18 protein-coding genes and 1 other RNA gene are annotated in these 18,125 nt (G+C 66.3%); 14 read left to right on the forward strand and 5 right to left on the reverse strand.

Annotated elements, in window-relative coordinates; translation table 11 throughout:
- Nucleotides 1–11: 11 nt before the first annotated feature.
- The 6 genes from ffs (at nt 12) to folB (ending at nt 4,555) form a co-directional block, all read left to right on the forward strand.
- Nucleotides 12–108, forward strand: an RNA gene (ffs, locus tag C7453_RS10160) — signal recognition particle sRNA small type.
- Nucleotides 109–173: 65 nt separating this feature from the next.
- Nucleotides 174–2,207, forward strand: a complete 2,034-nt coding sequence (locus C7453_RS10165; protein WP_114727437.1) for a DNA polymerase III subunit gamma/tau — start codon at nt 174–176, stop codon at nt 2,205–2,207.
- 13 nt (nt 2,208–2,220) lie between these two features.
- The gene (locus tag C7453_RS10170; protein WP_114727438.1) at nt 2,221–2,544 is read left to right on the forward strand and encodes a YbaB/EbfC family nucleoid-associated protein; all 324 of its coding nucleotides are present in this window, start codon (nt 2,221–2,223) and stop codon (nt 2,542–2,544) included.
- Between the two features lie 25 nt (nt 2,545–2,569).
- Nucleotides 2,570–3,169: a recombination mediator RecR gene (recR, locus tag C7453_RS10175; protein WP_114727439.1), complete on the forward strand. Its 600-nt coding sequence runs from the start codon at nt 2,570–2,572 to the stop codon at nt 3,167–3,169.
- A gap of 171 nt (nt 3,170–3,340) precedes the next feature.
- Nucleotides 3,341–4,132: an SDR family oxidoreductase gene (locus tag C7453_RS10180; protein ID WP_114727440.1), complete on the forward strand. Its 792-nt coding sequence runs from the start codon at nt 3,341–3,343 to the stop codon at nt 4,130–4,132.
- 24 nt (nt 4,133–4,156) lie between these two features.
- On the forward strand, nt 4,157–4,555 hold the full coding sequence (gene folB, locus C7453_RS10185; RefSeq protein ID WP_114727441.1) for a dihydroneopterin aldolase: 399 nt from the start codon (nt 4,157–4,159) through the stop codon (nt 4,553–4,555).
- Between the two features lie 30 nt (nt 4,556–4,585).
- On the opposite strand, the gene C7453_RS10190 is transcribed toward folB, so the two are convergent.
- Nucleotides 4,586–4,912 (reverse strand): TIGR02300 family protein, encoded by a 327-nt coding sequence (locus C7453_RS10190; RefSeq protein WP_114727442.1) that lies wholly within the window; start codon nt 4,910–4,912, stop codon nt 4,586–4,588.
- A 195-nt stretch (nt 4,913–5,107) separates the two neighbouring features.
- Between C7453_RS10190 and aroA the strand changes: the two genes are divergently transcribed.
- The 4 genes from aroA to C7453_RS10210 all read left to right on the forward strand — a co-directional run bounded on the left by aroA (nt 5,108) and on the right by C7453_RS10210 (nt 11,732).
- Nucleotides 5,108–6,457 carry a 3-phosphoshikimate 1-carboxyvinyltransferase gene (gene aroA / locus C7453_RS10195; RefSeq protein WP_114727443.1) on the forward strand — a complete coding sequence of 450 codons (1,350 nt, stop codon included), beginning with the start codon at nt 5,108–5,110 and terminating at the stop codon, nt 6,455–6,457.
- Nucleotides 6,454–7,110 (forward strand): (d)CMP kinase, encoded by a 657-nt coding sequence (gene cmk / locus C7453_RS10200; protein ID WP_114727444.1) that lies wholly within the window; start codon nt 6,454–6,456, stop codon nt 7,108–7,110. The genes aroA and cmk overlap by 4 nt, the downstream gene beginning before the upstream one ends.
- Nucleotides 7,111–7,346: 236 nt before the next feature.
- Entirely contained in the window at nt 7,347–9,062 is a 1,716-nt protein-coding gene (gene rpsA, locus C7453_RS10205) for a 30S ribosomal protein S1 (protein ID WP_114727445.1), read from the forward strand.
- Nucleotides 9,063–9,389: 327 nt separating this feature from the next.
- A complete protein-coding gene (locus C7453_RS10210) occupies nt 9,390–11,732 on the forward strand; it encodes a TonB-dependent siderophore receptor (RefSeq protein WP_245948970.1) in 2,343 nt (780 codons plus the stop codon).
- Between the two features lie 47 nt (nt 11,733–11,779).
- Here the strand turns inward: C7453_RS10210 and C7453_RS10215 are convergent, their stop codons facing one another.
- Nucleotides 11,780–14,476, reverse strand: coding sequence for a M16 family metallopeptidase (locus tag C7453_RS10215; protein ID WP_114727446.1), 2,697 nt, complete (start codon nt 14,474–14,476; stop codon nt 11,780–11,782).
- A gap of 105 nt (nt 14,477–14,581) precedes the next feature.
- On the opposite strand from C7453_RS10215, the gene C7453_RS10220 reads away from it, so the two are divergent.
- Nucleotides 14,582–15,754, forward strand: a complete 1,173-nt coding sequence (locus tag C7453_RS10220) for a serine hydrolase domain-containing protein (protein WP_174787943.1) — start codon at nt 14,582–14,584, stop codon at nt 15,752–15,754.
- A gap of 6 nt (nt 15,755–15,760) precedes the next feature.
- On the opposite strand, the gene C7453_RS10225 is transcribed toward C7453_RS10220, so the two are convergent.
- A complete protein-coding gene (locus tag C7453_RS10225; protein ID WP_114727448.1) occupies nt 15,761–16,165 on the reverse strand; it encodes a hypothetical protein in 405 nt (134 codons plus the stop codon).
- A 331-nt stretch (nt 16,166–16,496) separates the two neighbouring features.
- Here C7453_RS10225 and C7453_RS10230 point away from each other — a divergent pair, with 331 nt between their 5' ends.
- The 3 genes from C7453_RS10230 (at nt 16,497) to C7453_RS10240 (ending at nt 17,561) form a co-directional block, all read left to right on the forward strand.
- Entirely contained in the window at nt 16,497–16,703 is a 207-nt protein-coding gene (locus tag C7453_RS10230; protein ID WP_114727449.1) for a (2Fe-2S)-binding protein, read from the forward strand.
- Nucleotides 16,704–16,788: 85 nt separating this feature from the next.
- Nucleotides 16,789–17,310, forward strand: coding sequence for a hypothetical protein (locus C7453_RS10235; RefSeq protein WP_114727450.1), 522 nt, complete (start codon nt 16,789–16,791; stop codon nt 17,308–17,310).
- Between the two features lie 20 nt (nt 17,311–17,330).
- Entirely contained in the window at nt 17,331–17,561 is a 231-nt protein-coding gene (locus tag C7453_RS10240) for a hypothetical protein (protein ID WP_141288827.1), read from the forward strand.
- A gap of 49 nt (nt 17,562–17,610) precedes the next feature.
- Here the strand turns inward: C7453_RS10240 and C7453_RS10245 are convergent, their stop codons facing one another.
- Both C7453_RS10245 and C7453_RS10250 read right to left on the reverse strand, forming a co-directional pair.
- On the reverse strand, nt 17,611–17,772 hold the full coding sequence (locus C7453_RS10245; protein ID WP_114727452.1) for a DUF1674 domain-containing protein: 162 nt from the start codon (nt 17,770–17,772) through the stop codon (nt 17,611–17,613).
- A gap of 54 nt (nt 17,773–17,826) precedes the next feature.
- Nucleotides 17,827–18,123: a hypothetical protein gene (locus C7453_RS10250; protein ID WP_114727453.1), complete on the reverse strand. Its 297-nt coding sequence runs from the start codon at nt 18,121–18,123 to the stop codon at nt 17,827–17,829.
- Nucleotides 18,124–18,125 lie beyond the last annotated feature (2 nt).

The following is an 18,125-nucleotide window of genomic DNA, read 5'->3' on the forward strand; positions in this document are numbered from 1 at the left end:
TGAAGTGCGTGGGAGACCGGCAACGGACGGGCGCCTTGCCAACCCGGTCAGGTCCGGAAGGAAGCAGCCGCAGTGAGTTTTGTCCGGGTCGTCTGTTCGGTCTCCCACCCCGGAAATTCAGTTATCGACGACGCCGCACCTGATGCGGTGCTGCATTGTTGCCGGAAATCGTCATGACCATGTCTTCGGACCAAGATATGTCCGGAGATCCGGACCTGCCGCTTCCGCCCGATGCGGGTATGGGACTGTTCGGGGACGTGCCTGCGCCTGCCGCCCCGAAGGCGCCCGAGCCGGCACAGGGTCCCTACCGTGTCTTGGCACGCAAATATCGTCCGACCACCCTTGATGATCTGATCGGTCAGGATTCGACCGTCCGTATCCTGCGCAATGCCTTTGCGCTGGGGCGGGTAGCGCATGCCTTCATGCTGACGGGCGTGCGCGGCGTGGGCAAGACGACCACCGCGCGCATCATCGCCCGGGCGCTCAACTGCATCGGGCCGGACGGCAAGGGTGGTCCCACCGCCGATCCGTGCGGGGTGTGCGCCAATTGCGTGGCGATTCTGGCCGACCGTCACCCCGACGTGCTGGAGATGGACGCGGCCTCGCGCACCGGTGTGGACGATGTGCGCGAGATCATCGAGGCCACGCGCTTCCGCCCGATGCAGGGGCGGATGAAGGTCTTCATCATCGACGAAGTCCACATGCTCTCGCGCAACGCATTCAATGCGTTGCTCAAGACGCTGGAGGAGCCGCCGGCCCAGGTCACGTTCATTTTCGCCACCACCGAACTACGCAAGGTGCCGGTCACGGTGCTGTCGCGCTGCCAGCGATTCGACCTGCGTCGCGTGCCGCAGGCCGAACTGGCGGCCCATTTCGGTCGTATTGCCCAGGCCGAGGGCGCGGACTGCACGCCCGACGCGCTGGCGCTGATTGCCCGCGCTGCCGACGGGTCGGTTCGCGACGGGCTCTCGCTGCTCGATCAGGCAATTGCCCAGGGTGGAGCCGAGGCCGGTGGCGGCCCGATCGGTGCCGAGCTCGTGGCGGACATGCTGGGGCTGGCCGATCGCGGCCGGGTGTTCGACCTGCTGGAGGCCGTGCTGTCCGGCCAGCCGGACCAGGCGCTGACGATTACCGACGAGGCCCATGCCCGCGGCGCCGACCTGGGCGTCATGCTGGGCGACCTGCTGGAACTGATTCACACCGTCTCGCGCCTCAAGGCTGTGCCGGCATTGCGTCAGGTCGCCGATCTGCCGGAGGCCGAGCGCGAACGGGGCGGTGCGCTGGCCGACCGGCTGTCGGTGCCGGTGCTGGGACGGACGTGGCAGATGCTGCTGAAAGGCCTCTCGGAGGTCGAGATGGCGGCCGACCGGCGGCAGGCGGCCGAGATGGTGCTGATCCGGCTGTGCTACGTGGCCGATCTGCCGCCGCCGGGCGACCTGGTGCGTCGTCTGACGGAGGGCGGGGCGTCTGTCCCCGCCGGTCCGGCGGTGCGCACCGGAATATCCGATGGCGGGCCAGGCCCCATGACGGGCGGATCGACGCAATCCAGCACGATTGCGTCGGGGCGACCGGGTGGCGGGCAGGTGGTGGCCCATGGCGGATTGCGCATGGTAGCCAATGGCGGCGTGCGGATCGTCGATCCGGCCGGGGAGGCGGTAGGCGAATCGGTCGCGGAGATGGCACCGGAGCCTGCGGAAGCGCCGGCGCCGGAAGACGATACCCCGCCTGCGCTGACGACATGGCGCGAGGTCGTGGCGTTCGTCTCCGGGCGCGATGCCATGCTGCATGGCCACCTGCGCCATTCCACCCATCTGGTCGCCTTTGCGCCGCCGCGCATCGATATCCGGGTGCAGCGCGCCGGGCTACCGGGGCTGGCTCGCCGGCTGGAAACCCTGCTGCGCCGCGAAACCGGGCAGGAATGGGAGGTTCGTTCCTCGACCGAGGAAGGGCAGGCGACCCTGGCGGAACAGGGTGCCGAGATCATCCAGTTCCATCGGGCATCGGCCGAAAGCCACCCGTTGGTCCGCGCGATTTTCGCGCGCTTTCCCGACGCCGTCCTCGGGGCGGTGACGGATCATTCGCTTGACGATTACGGCCTGCCGCCCGAAGAGGCGGCATCCGTCACGCTGGCGCCGGATCTGGAATTCGCCCCGCTCGATGCCGAACTGGTGGACGAGGACGATCTGGACGCGGGCGACGAGAGGTAAGGAGAGACAGTCGATGAAGAATCTTGCCGGGCTGATGAAGCAGGCCACCCAGATGCAGGCCCGCATGGAGGAAATGCAGTCCAAGCTGGAAGGCATGACGATCGAAGGCAGCGCCGGAGCCGGCATGGTGCAGGTGACGCTGAACGGCAAAGGCGACATGAAGGCCATCAGGATCGACCCCAAGTTGGCCGATCCGAACGAGATGGAAATGTTGCAGGATCTGGTCATTGCCGCCTGCGCCGACGCGCGCAAGCTGCTGGACGAGCGCGCCTCGGAGGAAATGAAGAAGGTCACGGGCGGCATGAACCTGCCGGCGGGCCTGAAGCTGCCGTTCTAAGAGCCGGTTCGGGTCGGGCGGCGGCATGGGTGGAGCGGACATCGAACGGCTGATCGCGCTGCTGGCGCGTCTTCCGGGACTGGGGCCGCGTTCGGCCCGGCGCGCGGCGCTGGCGCTGCTGCGCCAGCCGCAGACGCGCATGCTCCCGCTGGCCCAGGCGATGGAACAGGCGGCACGCACCGTGCGCACCTGTTCCACCTGCGGCAATCTGGATACGCACGATCCCTGCGGCATCTGCACCGATTCGGCGCGCGACCGGGGGCTGGTCTGCGTAGTCGAGACAGTGGGCGACCTCTGGGCATTGGAGCGCGCCGGTGTCCATCGGGGCGTCTATCAGGTGCTGGGCGGCACGCTGTCGGCGCTGTCGGGCACCGGCCCCGACGATCTGAACCTCGCCCCCTTGCTGGCGCGGCTGGAAGAAGGCGGGGTGCGCGAGGTGATCCTGGCGCTGGGGGCCACCGTCGAGGGAGCCGCGACCGCGCATTGGTTGCAGGATCGCCTGGCGGGCTTTGATGTCCCGGTCAGCCGCGTCGGGCAGGGCGTGCCGATGGGGGGGGGGGCGCTGGACGTGCTGGATGATGGCACGCTCGCCGCCGCCCTCACCGCCCGAAAAATCTATTCGTAAACGCGCGCTGGTGGCGATCCGACGCGCGTCCGCTCTGCTTCGGTGCTCACGGTCCATAAGGTCGTTCCGCTCCGGTGCTCGCGGACACACGACGGGCGCGGCCCTATGGGCCGCTCTCGCTCACCAGCCCCTGTTTCCGAACAGATTTTTGGAGATTATGGGGAGAGGGGAATGACGATGTGGCCGATATCCGACGCGATTCCCCGGGTGGCGTTTGTGACGGGTGGAGCCGCGCGGCTGGGGCGGGCGATCGCGCTGGCTCTGGCGGATGCGGGCTTCGCCGTCGCTATTCACTACCGCTCGGGAGAAGACGATGCCCGGCGGACGGTGGAGGACATCGTGGCGCGAGGGCAGCGCGCCTGCATGCTGCACGCCGATCTGGCCTGCGAGGCCGAGGTGACGCCGCTGCTCGACCAGGTGCGGGCCGAACTGGGGCCGGTCGGCGTGCTGGTGAACAATGCCAGCACCTTCGACCGCGATGAATGGAACGATGCGACGCGTGCCAGTTGGGATGCGCATCTGGAGCCCAATCTGCGCGCGCCCTTCGTGCTGACGCAGGCTTTCGCCCGGCAGGTGCCGGAAGGGGCCGAGGGCATGGTGCTGAACATGCTCGACGAGCGCGTCTGGTCGCTGACGCCGCATTTCGTCAGCTATACGGTGTCGAAATCCGCCCTGTGGACGCTGACACGCACATTGGCACTGGCGCTGGCGCCCAGGCGCATCCGGGTCAATGCCATCGGGCCAGGCCCGGCGCTGCCTAGTCCGCGCCAGAGCAGCGAGCAGTTCGCGCGGCAATGCGCGTCGGTGCCGATGGGGCGTGGGACCTGCCCGGACGAAGTCGCGCGGGCCGCGTTGTCGTTGCTGTGCCTGCCGTCGGTCACCGGGCAGATGCTGGCGCTGGATGGCGGGCAGCACCTGCAATGGTCCCCGACACCCGCGCCCGGGCAGATGCCGGAAGAGTAACCAGAAGAACCAAGAGGCCGTTCAATGTCCATTTTCGCCGCATGGCCGGTCCAGCCGCCGCTGCGTCGCGTGTTCCTGAAGGATATGGTTCTTCAGGCCAATATCGGGGTCTACCCTCACGAGCAGGGCGTGACCCAGCGCGTCCGTATCAATATCTCGTTCGGCGTGCCGGACGAGCCGGGGCTGACGGTCGGGCGCGACGATCTGAGCCGTACCGTATCGTACGAGCGGATCGTGCTGATGGTGCGGCGAATCATCGCCGAGGGTCATGTACGGCTGGTCGAGACGCTGGCCGAGCGCATTGCCATCGGCGTTCTGGCCGACGAGCGGGTGCAGGTCGTGCGGGTGCGGGTGGAAAAGCCCGACATCTTCGACGATCTCGACGCCGTGGGCGTCGAGATCGAGCGCTGGCGCGCCGAATGAAAAACCCCCGCCGAAGGCGGGGGCATCCCATCAGTTGTCGTGTTCGTCGGAGTCGGTGCTGACGTCGATGTCGGCGCTGATCTCGTCGTCATCGTCGTCGAGATCCGAGGTGTCTTCCATCACGTCGTCATCGGCCTCGTCGTCGGTATCCAGATCGACGGCGGTATCGATATCACCATCCTGGGCCTTTTTCGGGCTCTCGGGGACGGCATCCACGGGCGCGCGGCGCAGGCGGGGCACATCCGCCGGCTGCTCGGTGCCGCATTTCGGGCACACGGCAGGGCTCTTGCCCAGATCGTAGAAACGGGCGCCGCAGGAGACACAGACGCGCTTGGTGCCGAGATTGGGCTGGGCCATGCTTGAAACCTGTCGATCCTGGAATGGGTTGGACGAAAGCCGCGGCGAAGGCTGCTTAGGGCGGAGCCCCATGCCAGCTTGTGCGCCGTATGTCAAACCGCGATCGTTGCATCCATGACATTTTCGCGTTTTTTGGTGCCGTCACGCATGGCGGTAATTGACTTCGTTGCGAACAATCCGGAAGGGATTGGTCCCATGGAAAGCATCAACGCCCCCGCCTCGCGCCCGCTGACTGTCCATGCGGCAACGACCCCTCTTGCCGGGGCCGTCGCGGTGCCGGGTGACAAGTCGATCAGTCACCGCGCCCTGATGTTCGCGGCGCTGGCGCGCGGCGAAACCGGGATCACCGGCCTGCTGGAGGGCGAGGACGTACTGCGCACCGCCGCCGCCATGCGGGCGCTGGGCGCCATCGTCACCCGTACAGCGCCGGGCACCTGGCAGGTGATCGGCCGGGGCCTGGGCACGTTGCAGGAGCCGGACGACGTGCTGGACATGGGCAATTCGGGCACGGCGGCGCGGCTGCTGTCGGGCATCCTGGCCAGCCACGGTATGTTCTCGGTCATGACCGGTGACGGCAGCCTGCGCGGCCGGCCGATGAAGCGCGTGACCGATCCACTGTCGGCCACGGGCGCGCGCTTCACGTCCCGTTCGGGCGGGCGGCTGCCGCTGGCGATCGAGGGCGTGGCCGACCCGGCGCCGCTCTCCTACCGGTTGCCGGTGGCCTCGGCCCAGGTGAAATCCGCCGTGCTGCTGGCGGGGTTGAATGCCGCCGGCACCACGCGCGTCGAGGAGCCGGTGGCGACGCGCGACCATACGGAAAACATGCTGCGCCATTTCGGCGCCGAGGTTTCGGTCGCGCCGCTGGGGGCGGGCGGACGTGTCATTACCCTCACCGGCCGGCCCGATCTGGTCGCGCGCGATGTGGCGGTGCCGGGCGATCCGTCATCGGCGGCATTCGTGCTGGCGGCGGCGTTGCTGGTGCCGGGATCGTCGGTGACGGTGCGCGGCGTGGGATTGAACCCGCTGCGCACCGGCCTGTTCACCACCCTGCGCGAGATGGGCGCCGACCTGCGCCTGTCCAACGAGCGGGTGGAGGGCGGCGAGCCGGTGGGTGACCTGACGGCGGTGGCAGGCCCGCTGCACGGTGTGGACGTGCCGGCCGAGCGCGCACCCTCGATGATCGACGAATATCCGATTCTGGCCGTTGTCGCGGCCCATGCCTCCGGCCCGTCGCGCTTCAGGGGGCTGGAGGAACTGCGCGTGAAGGAAAGCGACCGCCTGTCGGCGACCGTGGCGCTGTTGCAACGCAACGGCGTCACCGTGGACGTGGTGGGGGACGACATGCTGGTGACCGGCACCGGCGGTGCGGTGCCCGGCGGCGGCCTGGTCGAAACGCGGATGGATCATCGCCTGGCCATGAGCGCCACCGTGCTGGGGCTGGTCGCGGCCGAACCGGTGAAGGTGGACGATACGGCCTTCATCGATACCAGTTTCCCCGGCTTCATCGACCTGATGAACAGCATCGGCGCGGGGCTGGTGGCATGAGCCGCGCGCTGGTCATCGCGGTTGACGGCCCGGCGGCCGCCGGCAAGGGCACGCTGGCCCGCCGGTTGGCCGATGCGCTGGGCCTGCCCTATCTGGATACCGGATTGCTCTATCGCGCGGTCGGGCGGCGGATGCTGGATGCGGGGCTGGACCCGGCGGCGCAGCCGGCCGATGAACAGGCGCGGCGGGTCACGCCGGAGGACCTGAAGCGCGGCGACCTGCGGGTGCCGGAGGTCGATCGCGCGGCCAGCCTCGTCGCCGCCCAGCAGGCGGTGCGGGCGATCCTGGTGGATGTGCAGCGCGATTTCGCCCGTGCCGCCGGCGGCGTGCTGGACGGGCGGGATATCGGCACCGTCATTTTCCCCGATGCTCAGGTCAAGCTGTTCATCACCGCGTCGCCCGCCGCGCGGGCGCGCCGACGTTGGGAGCAACTGGCGACCGACCGCGACGCGCCGGACCGCGAAGCCCAGATCGCGCGTGTCGAGGCGGAACTAGTGGCGCGTGACGCCGCCGATGCCGGCCGCGCCGTGGCGCCGCTGAAGGCAGCCGTGGACGCGGTCGTGATCGACACCGACCATATGACGGCGGAGCAGGTGCTGGCCGAGGCGCTGCGCGTGGTGCGGGTGCGGGCGGACGCTCTCGGCACCGTGTAGGCGGATTCGGCCTCGCGGGGCCGATCTGTGCCGGTTTGTGTTGACAGGCCGGGGTGCGAGGGTGTCTGTGCTTCCCACGCGCGGTCCCGCCCTGGGAGTGCGCGCAAGCATCGGCCGTCAGGCGTGTCGCGACAAGGGTCGTGGACCAAGCCGGGCAAGTCGTTCCGCCGGTGACCGGCGGTGCGCAAGACATCCGGCCCGCCTGTCGTGCCGGAGACGGGATTTACAGGTACCCCATGGCTTCAGCCACCTTACAGTCTGCCACCGACCATTTCGGCGGTGAAGATTTCGCGACCCTGCTGGACGAGACCCTCGGCCGCGACACCGCGTTCGACGGTTCGGTCGTTACCGGCCGCGTCGTGCGCCTGACCGACGAATTCGCCATTGTCGATGTCGGCCTCAAGAGCGAAGGGCGCGTCGCGCTCAAGGAATTCGGCCCGCCGGGCGTGTCGCCCGACGTGAAGCCGGGTGACGTCATCGAGCTGTTCGTCGAACGGTACGAAGACCGTGACGGCTCGATCGTCCTGTCGCGCGAGAAGGCGCGTCGCGAGGAAGCCTGGACGAACCTGGAAAAGGCGTTCGAGAACAACCAGCGCGTCAACGGCACGATCTATGGCCGCGTCAAGGGTGGCTTCACGGTCGACCTCGGCGGCGCCATGGCCTTCCTGCCGGGCAGCCAGGTCGATATCCGCCCCGTGCGCGACGTCACCCCGCTGATGGGCGTGCCGCAGCCGTTCCAGATCCTGAAGATGGACCGTGCGCGTGGCAACATCGTCGTCTCGCGCCGTGCGGTGCTGGAAGAGACGCGTGCCGAGCAGCGCAGCGAGCTGATCCAGGGCCTGAAGGAAGGCATGATCCTCGACGGCGTGGTCAAGAACATCACCGACTACGGTGCGTTCGTCGACCTGGGCGGCGTGGATGGCCTGCTGCATGTCACCGACATCGCCTGGAAGCGCATCAACCATCCGTCCGAGGCCCTGCAGATCGGCCAGCCGGTCCGCGTGCAGGTCATCCGCTTCAACCCGGATACGCAGCGCATCTCGCTGGGCATGAAGCAGCTTGAGGCCGATCCGTGGGAGAACGTGGCGATCAAGTATCCGCCGGGTGCCCGCTATTCCGGCCGCGTCACCAACATCACCGACTACGGCGCGTTCGTCGAGCTGGAGCCGGGCGTCGAAGGTCTGGTGCACGTTTCCGAAATGTCCTGGACGAAGAAGAACGTCCATCCGGGCAAGATCGTCGCGACCTCGCAGGAAGTCGACGTCATGGTCCTGGACGTGGACAGCGGCAAGCGTCGTATCTCGCTGGGTCTGAAGCAGGTGCAGCGCAACCCGTGGGAGCAGTTCGCCGAGGAGCACAAGATCGGCTCCACGGTCGAGGGCGAGATCCGCAACATCACCGAGTTCGGCCTGTTCATCGGCCTGTCCGCGGACATCGACGGCATGGTCCACATGTCCGACCTGTCGTGGGATGAGACCGGCGAAGTCGCCATGACCCACTACGAGAAGGGTCAGGTCGTCCAGGCGAAGGTGCTGGATGTCGACGTCGAGAAGGAGCGTATCTCGCTCGGCATCAAGCAGCTGCATGAAGACCCCGCCGCCGACGCGCTGGGCAAGGTGCAGAAGGGCGCGATCGTCACCTGCATCGTGACCGCCGTGCAGTCGAACGGCATCGAGGTGAAGGTTGACGACGTGCTGACCGGCTTCATCCGTCGCGCCGAACTGGCCCGCGACAAGGCCGAGCAGCGTCCGGAGCGTTTCGCTGTCGGCGAGAAGGTCGATGCGAAGATCGTGTCGGTCGATCGTGCCGCCCGCAAGCTGGCCCTGACCATCCGCGGCCGCGAGGTCGAGGAAGACAAGCAGGCGATCAACGAGTACGGCTCGTCCGACAGCGGTGCCTCGCTGGGTGACATCCTGAGCGCCGCGATCCGTCGTCGTAACGCCGACGCCTGATCGCTCCGTCTCACGGATTGATTACGAAAGGGGCGGTGCCGGAAACGGCACCGCCCTTTTTCTTTGTCCGGCGTCTGGAAGGGGACGCCTGCGGCACGGCTGCAATGTTTTGTCGTGTTGCTGTCTATTGCGGAATGTAACCGAATCGGTGCAGATCCCACCTGTTGAGAATGAGTATCAAACTCGAATGAGGTGGTGGTGAAGATCTCGGCCCGGCGGACGATCCGTTCCGCATTTCTGTTTTCGTCGATATTGTCGTCGTTGTTCTGGATTGTACCGTCATGCGCCGCCGCAGCGCCCGACAGGAGCGACCAGGACCCGAAGGTTGTGCAGCGGCAAAAGGCGGCTGGCGACGCGACGGCCAAGGGGAATGCGAGCCGGGGGAGTGTGGCTCCGGCTGATGTGACCGATGGCCGGGAGAGTGGCGACAAGGGAGCCGGGGGCGGGAACGCTGCCGCCAAGCATGTGGCTGCGCGCACTTTGCCGCCCAAGCCGGCGGTGACCGGGGAACATATCGAAGTGCGCTCCCGCCGGGCGGAGCGGGGCAGCTACACGGCGTCGGAAGCGAGTGCTTCCACCGGTCTGTCGCTGAGTCTGCGCGAGACGCCGCAGACTGTGACGGTGTTGACCCGCCAGTTGATGGACGACCAGCAGATCAACACGTTGGACGACGTGCTGACCATGACGCCGGGCGTGACGTCCTATGCCAACGACAATGCGGGACGTACCACCTATCGCGCGCGTGGCTTCGACATCACGAACTACAAGATCGACGGCATGCAGATCGACGGGAGCACGAGCTTTGCCGGGGTCGGTTCGTCGATGAACATGGATCTGTACGAGAACGTGCAGATCGTGCGGGGGGCCAACGGGCTGCTGGGCGGGACGGGCGACCCGTCGGCGACGATCTATCTGCAACGCAAGCGGGCGGGCCGGACGTTCGGCGTGAACGGGTTGCTGCGTCTGGGGAACTGGAACGAGCGCCGCGTGATGGCCGACGTGAACACGCCGCTGAACAGGTCGGGTTCGATCCGTAGCCGCTATGTCTTCAGCTGGGACGATACCGACACGTTCCGCGAGCGCGAGCATGTCAACCGGATCGGCGCGCTGGCCAGCTTCGCGGCCGACCTGTCATCGCGAGATGTGCTGAATTTCGGCTTCCAGTACGAGCGGACACGCAATGACGGCGCATCGTGGGGGACGAACGTGCCGATCTGGTATGCCGACGGCACCCCGACCCATCTGTCGCGCAAGACCAATCCGGTGGCGAACTGGAGCCAGGCCACCCGCGACATGTATACGGCCTTCATCAACTACGATCATGATTTTTCCGGTGGCTGGCATCTGATGGCGGGCTACATGCGCACGCAGGGCGGGTCGCTGAGCGATCTCGGCGTGGCGAAGATCAACAATGCCGCGCGCAATGTCGGCGGGTTCGCCGGGTTCTGGAACCAGGATGGCACCGGCGGATATCTGAACGCGCTGCACGCCGATTATGCCGACGCCCGCGACAATGCCGACGTCCATATTTCCGGCCCGCTGCATATCCTGGGTCGCGAGCATCAACTGATGTTCGGTTTCAACGGTTATAATGACGAACTGACGCAATATACGTTCAGCAAGGCGCTGGGGAACTGCGCCATCGCCGGTGTCGCGCCATGGTCGGGTTGCCAGTATCGCGCGGCGGGACTTCCGATCGCGAACTGGCAGACGTGGGATGGTTCCTATCCGGGTTTCTCGACGCATCGCACCCGCGCGCGGGAGGTCGATGTGAGCCGGAATTACGGGGCCTATGTCTCCGGCCGGTTTATCCTGGCGAAGGGGCTGTCGCTGATCCTTGGCGGGCGCATCAGCACCTATGAGGCCTATAGCGACCTTTATAACGTGGCCAACCGCTACACCAAGATGGCGGGCGGCGCGCGGCAGAACGCGGTGCTGACGCCTTATGCCGGCATGGTCTATGATTTTACGAAGACCATGTCTGTCTATGGCAGCTATACCAATGTCTTTACGCCGCAATCGAACCTGCGCGACGCGGACAACCGTCCGTTGGACCCGGTGATGGGCAAGAGCTACGAGACGGGCCTGAAGGGGGCGTTCTTCGGCCGGCGGTTGAATACATCGCTGGCGTTCTACCTCAACAGGCAGAGCAATGTCGCGCAGGCGACCGGGGCCGTGAACGAGACCACCGGCAATGCGATCTATACCGCCATGAGCGGCGTGAAGTCGGAAGGCATTGATTTCGATGCGTCGGGCGAGGTGCTGCCGGGCTGGAGCGTCTTCTTCGGCTACAGCTATCTGCAGACCAAGGGGTTGAGCTATCAGCAGGACCCGCATCATCTGGTGCGGCTGACGACCAGCTACACCTTTCCCGGCGTGTTGCATCGCCTGACGGTGGGGGGAGGGATTTCGAGCCAGACCCATACCGACTGGACGACCAATCCGGGCCGGCCGCTGGGTGGCGGGCGCTATGACAGTTCCAACATCAAGGTCAACGGCTATACGCTCATCAACCTGATGGCACGCTATCGGTTGACCAACTGGCTGGATATTGCCGGAAATATCACGAACCTGACCGACAAGACCTATGTGCGGCAGGCCGGTTTCTATGACGGCCAGATCTTCGGCGAGCCCCGGACGTTCAATTTCACGATCCGCGGCCGCTACTGAAGGTGGTTGGCGGTGCCTGATCGCTCAGGCACCGCCATATGTGCCTGTCAGGGCGCGGGGGCCGGGCCCTTGACGATTTCCGCCATGTCGTGCGGGCGCACCCAGGTGCGGAAGGCACTCTGCACGGCGGCGGCGGTCATGTCGTAATAGGCGTGGGCCGCGCGGTCGGGCGTGTCCAGCGGCAGGCCCAGTTCGATCAGGTGCAGATCCTGCGCAGCGATCGAATCCAGGCTGGCGCGGGCCAGCGGCAGGCCGCGTAGCAGAGAGGCCTTGGCCAGCGTCAGCTCGGCATCGGTTACCTTCTGGTCCTGCATCGTCTGGAGATCGTGCAGGGCGGCATCGCGGGCACGACCCACCTTGTCAGGGTCGGCACCGAAGCTGATGCTGTAGCCGCCGCGATGGCGCGCCCAGGAGAAATTGCTGCTGACGGAATAGACGTACCCTGTGCGCACCCGCAGGTCGCGATAGAGGCGTGACGAGAAGCCATCCCCCAGGATCTCGTTGCCGACCGTCAGCGCGAAATGGTCCGGGTGGGCGGCGGTCAGCCCCAGGCTCTCGGCAAGGATCGCGGAATCCTGCACGCTGGTGCGGTCGGGCACCTGGGTGCGGGAGGCCCGGCTGTCGGGGCGCGGGGGCAGGTCGACCGAGGGCGTCGGGCTGGTGGGCCGGGCCCAGGCGCCGAAGGTGCGGCCGATCACGTCATGGGCCTGCTCGGGGGTCACGTCACCGACCACGACGATGGTGGTCAGGTCGGGGCGATAGGCGCTGGCGTAAAAGGCCTGCACGTCGGCCTGTTTCAGCGTCATGATCTTCTGCGGATCGGGCTGGCGCAGCGTGGGGTCGCCGGCCGGCGAGACCGCCGCCTTCACCGCGCGGCCGAACAGGTAGTTCGGCGAGGTCAGCAGCCCGGCATAGGATTGGGCCGTCTGCATGCGCACCACCTGGAACGCACGGTCGGGCAGGGCCGGGTGCATTTCGTTATCGGCCAGCAGGCGTGTCGCCTTTTCGAAATCGGGTGTCAGTACCGATACGCTGAAGCCGGAGCCGGCGCTTTCGGTGGCGGCGATGTCGTCCAGCGCCTTCTGGAAGGCCAGCCGGTCCAGAGACTGGCTACCATAGCTGAACAGACCCTCGGTGATGGCGGCGATGCCGTCCTGGCCTTTCGGTTCCTGCATGTTCGCGTTCTGGCGGATCTGGCCGTAGACCGAGACGGTGTGGCTGACATGCGCCGGATGGACGATCAGCCTCAGCCCGTTGGCATAGGTAAAGACGCTGGGCAGCCCGACCGGCGGCGGCAGGTTGACGGTTGAGAGGGCATCATGCGCCCAGTCGGGCAGGGGAACCGGGTGGTCGGGCGGAGTGGCGAAGGATTCGGAGCCTCCAAACCCCTTGCCGGCGACCGGATGGCCGGAATCTTCAGGTGTCAGCAGGGCGGTGACCGCCTGATGCGGATCGAGAATCTGTTTGGCCAGCCGATTGACGTCCTCCACCGTAACCGCCTTCAGTGCGGTACCCAGCGCATCCGGCGAGTCCAGCCCCATCACAGCAAGAGCCTGCGACCAGGTTTCTGCCAGGCCGCTGATGCTGTTGGCCGAGAAGCCGAGCTGCGCCAGTTCCTTGCGGCGTGCGGCCTCGACCAGATCGGGGGGCACGCCCTTGTCGCGGATGGCGGCGATGATGCCGTTGATTTCCGCCAGCAGAGGGGTGGGGTCCTGGGTGCGGGGATAGGCCGCCACCGCGATGCCGATGCCGGCATTGGCCTTGGGCGCGAATTCGAAGCCGGCGAACAGCGCCTTGCCGGAAGGCACCAGATCGTACAGCGCGCCGCGCTGGCTGGTCAGCACATCGGCCAGGATCTGCGCGGTGGCATAATCTTTCGACCGCAGGCCGGGCATGCGCCAGGCGACGGTGGCCAGCCCGACCGGATAATCGGTGGGGAAATGCAGCGTCTGCCCCGTGACCGGCCCCGGCTGCACGGGCGAACGCTCGGGCAGCGTGCGGCGCGGGATGTCGCCGAAAATCGCTTTCACGCGCTCGATCGCGTGGTCCGGGTCCACGTCGCCGGCAATGACGAGGATGGCGTTGTTGGGGGCGTACCATGCATCGTAGAAGCGGCGCAGCAGGGCGGCATCGGTCTTGTCGAAGGAGGGGCGGGTGCCCAGCGCGTCATGCTCGTAGGGCGTGCCGGCGAACAGGATGGATTGCAGGCGGGTCAGATACTGGTAGCTGGGGCTGGACAGGTCGCGGGCCACCTCCTGCTCGATCGCGCCGCGCTCTTTCTCCCAGTCGGCATCGGCCAGCGTCAGCCCGCGCATGCGCAGCGCCTCGATGCGCAGCATCACGTCCAGATCTTCCGCCGGGGCAGTATAGAAATACTGGGTGACGTTCTCGGTCGTATCGGCGTTGTAGCTGCCGCCCAGTCGTGCGCCGATGGCGGAAAGCTGGTCCTTGTCCAGCCCGGCACTGCCGCGGAACATCATGTGTTCCAGCGCGTGGGCGGTGCCGGGAAAGCCCTTCGGAGCTTCGCTGGAGCCGACCAGATAATTGACCTCGGTCGTCACCACCGGGGCCAGGCGGTCGCGTACCACCACAACGCGCAGCCCGTTCGGCAGGGTGGCGCGCACGGCATTGTCAGCCACGGTCGCGGCCGGTGCCGCCACCTCGGCGCGGGCGCCCTGTGACACGGGAATGGCCAGAAGGGCAAGGGAAAGGCTTAATGCGGTGGTGGTCAGTCGCGCTGTCATGATTCGTGGGTGCTCCTGCTGATGCAGACAGCGTAGACGCGAGGCGCCAGGGTGAAAACCGGGGGGCGGCCATGCAGGGGAATGCGACGGAAAAGGGAGGATACGATGAGCGAAGCCATGCCGGTTGCAGGAATGGACGAGCGGGTCGGTCAGGTGATGGACGCGGCTGTGGCGCGCGGACGGCTGGTAGGCGCCACGGTACTGGTGTCTGTGGATGGCAAAACGGTCGTGCGCCGTGCCGCCGGACTGGCGGATCGCGAGGCGGACGAGCCCATGCGGCCGGATACGCTGGTGCGGCTGGCGTCGCTGACCAAGCCGGTGGTGACGGCCGTGGCCCTGGCGCTCGCCGAACGGGGCGTGCTGTCGCTGGACGATGTGGTGACGCGCTTCCTGCCCGATTTTCGCCCCGCCTGTGCCGACGGATCGGTGCCGACGATCACGCTGCGGCATCTGCTGACGCATACGGCCGGCCTCTCTTACAGCTTTGCCTTCCCTCGTGACGACAATCCCTACGCAAAGGCAGGAATCTCCGACGGCATTGCCGAACCGGGTATGGCGTTGGACGAGAATCTGGCTCGTCTGGCCTCGGTGCCGCTGCTGTTCGCGCCCGGCGAAGGCTGGGCCTACTCGCTGGCGCTGGATGTAATGGGCGGTGTGCTTGAACGTGCGGGTGATGCCGCGCTGCCGGATCTGGTGCAGCGGTATGTCGGCGCGAAGCTGGGTTGGAGGCATACCGGGTTCGCCGTGCCCGACCCCTCCTTGCTCTGCCCGCCTTATGCCGATGGCCGGCCGGCTCCGGTGGCGATGGGCGCGCGTTATGTGATGCCGCGCCAGTTGGGCGGCGGCAAGGTCAGCGAAATCGTGTTCGCGCCCGATCGGGTGCTGGACCAAGACTCCTATCCGTCGGGCGGGGCCGGGATGGTCGGCACGGCCGAGGAATTCCTGTTGTTTGTCGAGGCGCTGCGCAGCGGCGGTGGCCCGATCCTGTCACCGGACAGTGCCGCGCTGTTCGGGCGGAATGCCATCGGCGATCTGTCGATGGGGCCGATGAATGCCGGCATGGGCTTCGCGATCGGTGCGGCGGTGGTCGAAGACCCGGCGCGGGCACGGACCCCGGTTTCGCGGGGCGGCTTCACCTGGGGAGGAGTCTACGGCCATCAATGGATTGCCGATCCAGCGCGCGGCGTGTCGATCGTGATGATCAGCAACACCGCGCTGGCGGGGATGGCGGGCGCCTATCCCGACGCGGTGCGGGATGCGGTCTACGGCGCTGGCTAGATCGGGCTACGGGGTGGCCTGACCTTTCCATGCGCTCATGGCCTCCCGATAGTTCCGCGAGTTCTGCAACCGCTGCATGTAGGTGATGGGACGCCGGCTGGTGAGGGGCAGGGTCTGATGCATCAGGCTGCCTCGCATGCCGCAATAGGATTTGCATGTATTTTCGGCGTCTTCGATCAGCAGGTTCGGGCCGTGATGCGACAGACTTAACGTGCAATGCGGCAGGGTCTCCAACGGCGGCGGATTGGGATCGTGATAGACGATATGCGCCCCTTCGGCCCGGCCGACGCCCCAGATATCGCAGCTATGGCCGTTATAGAATTGTAGCGAGACCCGGATATACGCGGCCTGCTCGCTGACCGGGACGATTTCGACGACATCGTCGCTCCAATAGTCCTCGCCGCTGACCATGCCATTGCGAAAATGGGTGCTGTAGCGTCCTGCGAAGGACTGGACCGTCGTTTCGGGAGGGGGGGGCGGCGTGAACCGCCGCAGGAAGAACGATGATCAGGCCGATGGTCGCAAGCATGAAACGGAGGCCGGTTCTGGTCTTCATCGTTTCGTCTCCTGCATTGGATGTGGCGAGTGTATCGGGCGAATGGCTGCCGTCCAGCGCGCGCCGGCAACGGGCAGGCACTATGCATCGCGGGGGAAGGTGCCATACGCGGAATGGAGATGAGAATGCTATTGCGAACTATTATCAATCGTGCTTGAAAGGGCAGGCACGGAGATGAGACGTCTGATGTTTGTCTGTTCTTGCAATATGCTGACTGACCAGGATGTGAAACGCGCGGTTGACGACGGGGCCACCCGCCCGCGTGAGATCTATGCCGCACAGGGATGCCGTGCGCAGTGCGGCAATTGCGTTCCGGGCGTGTTGTGCCTGTTGCGCCGGGCGCTTCAGGCGCGCAGCGAAATGGCGTCGTCGGAACCATTGCCCGCGATGTGAGAGCCTGTCGGGCCCGATTGCGCATTTGCCTGCAGGCCTTCGAAAAGGGGATGCGGCGGTGAAGCGGGCTTGGTAAAAGATTCGCATGTCTTTCGGTGATCGCATCAATCAGTTCGACGTCTGGCTGCTGGACCGCGTGTTCCAGCCATTTGCCGATCGCCTGCCCGAGCGGGTGCCGGCGATGGCAGTGGGGATGAGCTTCCAGCTCGGCGCCATCATGCTGTCGGCGGCATCGATCATCGCAATGATCGTGATCGGGCACATGGCGCTCAGTGACGCGATGTTCAATGTGCTGGTCTGGTGCCTCGGTCTTGCTTTTTATGTGGGCATCAACCGGGTGCGACCGATGGTCAGGCCAGGCCATATGAACCCCCTGCGGGTAATGCTGGCGGGCATGCGACCGCTCTCGATCCCGTTTGCGATCTATGCGCTCTATCAGGGGGCGACGGCGCCGCCGCATTTCGAGATCGCGCTGTGGTTCAATTCGCTGGCCAATATCATCTTCGTTGCCGGCATCTACCTGATCTCCTGCGAGGTCCGGCCGCCGGGACATCGCCAGACCAGCCGCGCCCGCTTTAGCCGCATGCAGGAACAGGGCAGCCTGTAGGCCTGCACACGGAGCGCCGGATGGCCGTTCGTTCGTCCGGTATGGTGGGGAGCGTACTGCTCGTGCTGTGGAGCAGTGGGGCGCGGGCTGCGGCCGATCCGGCTCTTGGGGAACTCGATCGCGGGTTTGCCTGTCCGGAATCGCTGTCGTCGGACGATGCGCGTTTCGCGGCGCTGCGGCGTTTCGTGGATGCTTATAAGGTGGCCCGGCCGCATTATTCGCGACTACGCCGATCCCGGATGGTTCGCTGAATGCCGAAGCCAGTCAGTGGGCCTGCGGCGCGGCGAAGGATGCCCTGTTCTAGAAATCGATGCAGCGGCCTTTGACGGTCCAGTCGCCATAGCGCGTCGGCTGCTTTTCCTTGGGGCCGCCATATTCCTTGGCGTCAGACGTGGTCGCCGCCGCGTCGTTAGCCGGCGTGACGGGCGAGGGGGTTTCGTTCTCGGTATCGGTGCTGGTCATGGCACCAGCTTGGCCCGACTTTCGGCCGTCGGCAAGAAACGGCCGTGTGATCGGTCAGGGTTTGTCGGGCGGCTTCATCCAGCGATCGCCGGCATGGCGGGAATGCGCGATGAAAAAGCCGATCAACCCGCCGATCGCCGCCGCCAGAGCCGCCAGTTGCAGCCCGGCACCGATCAGCAGCATGAAGACGGGGCCGGCCGTTACCCCGACGGCGAAGGTCAGCAGGCTCTCGCGCAATGTCGGGCCGAAGCGCCGTTCGGCGCCGCAATGGGGGCAGATTTCCGCCGTGCCACGAATGGTCTTGTGGCAGAACGGACATTGCTCGACGGTGCCGGCGATGGGTTCGATCATAA

This window comes from Gluconacetobacter liquefaciens (assembly GCF_003350405.1).
GTDB classification, from domain to species: Bacteria; Pseudomonadota; Alphaproteobacteria; order Acetobacterales; family Acetobacteraceae; genus Gluconacetobacter; species Gluconacetobacter liquefaciens.

Bases quoted from the DNA above. Each gene is read 5' to 3' on its own strand.
- C7453_RS10165 (WP_114727437.1), top strand. From the start codon at position 174: ATGACCATGTCTTCGGACCAAGATATGTCCGGAGATCCGGACCTGCCG.
- C7453_RS10170 (WP_114727438.1), top strand. From the start codon at position 2,221: ATGAAGAATCTTGCCGGGCTGATGAAGCAGGCCACCCAGATGCAGGCC.
- recR (WP_114727439.1), top strand. From the start codon at position 2,570: ATGGGTGGAGCGGACATCGAACGGCTGATCGCGCTGCTGGCGCGTCTT.
- C7453_RS10180 (WP_114727440.1), top strand. From the start codon at position 3,341: ATGACGATGTGGCCGATATCCGACGCGATTCCCCGGGTGGCGTTTGTG.
- folB (WP_114727441.1), top strand. From the start codon at position 4,157: ATGTCCATTTTCGCCGCATGGCCGGTCCAGCCGCCGCTGCGTCGCGTG.
- C7453_RS10190 (WP_114727442.1), bottom strand. From the start codon at position 4,912: ATGGCCCAGCCCAATCTCGGCACCAAGCGCGTCTGTGTCTCCTGCGGC.
- aroA (WP_114727443.1), top strand. From the start codon at position 5,108: ATGGAAAGCATCAACGCCCCCGCCTCGCGCCCGCTGACTGTCCATGCG.
- cmk (WP_114727444.1), top strand. From the start codon at position 6,454: ATGAGCCGCGCGCTGGTCATCGCGGTTGACGGCCCGGCGGCCGCCGGC.
- rpsA (WP_114727445.1), top strand. From the start codon at position 7,347: ATGGCTTCAGCCACCTTACAGTCTGCCACCGACCATTTCGGCGGTGAA.
- C7453_RS10215 (WP_114727446.1), bottom strand. From the start codon at position 14,476: ATGACAGCGCGACTGACCACCACCGCATTAAGCCTTTCCCTTGCCCTT.
- C7453_RS10220 (WP_174787943.1), top strand. From the start codon at position 14,582: ATGAGCGAAGCCATGCCGGTTGCAGGAATGGACGAGCGGGTCGGTCAG.
- C7453_RS10225 (WP_114727448.1), bottom strand. From the start codon at position 16,165: ATGGTCAGCGGCGAGGACTATTGGAGCGACGATGTCGTCGAAATCGTC.
- C7453_RS10230 (WP_114727449.1), top strand. From the start codon at position 16,497: ATGTTTGTCTGTTCTTGCAATATGCTGACTGACCAGGATGTGAAACGC.
- C7453_RS10235 (WP_114727450.1), top strand. From the start codon at position 16,789: ATGTCTTTCGGTGATCGCATCAATCAGTTCGACGTCTGGCTGCTGGAC.
- C7453_RS10240 (WP_141288827.1), top strand. From the start codon at position 17,331: ATGGCCGTTCGTTCGTCCGGTATGGTGGGGAGCGTACTGCTCGTGCTG.
- C7453_RS10245 (WP_114727452.1), bottom strand. From the start codon at position 17,772: ATGACCAGCACCGATACCGAGAACGAAACCCCCTCGCCCGTCACGCCG.
- C7453_RS10250 (WP_114727453.1), bottom strand. From the start codon at position 18,123: ATGATCGAACCCATCGCCGGCACCGTCGAGCAATGTCCGTTCTGCCAC.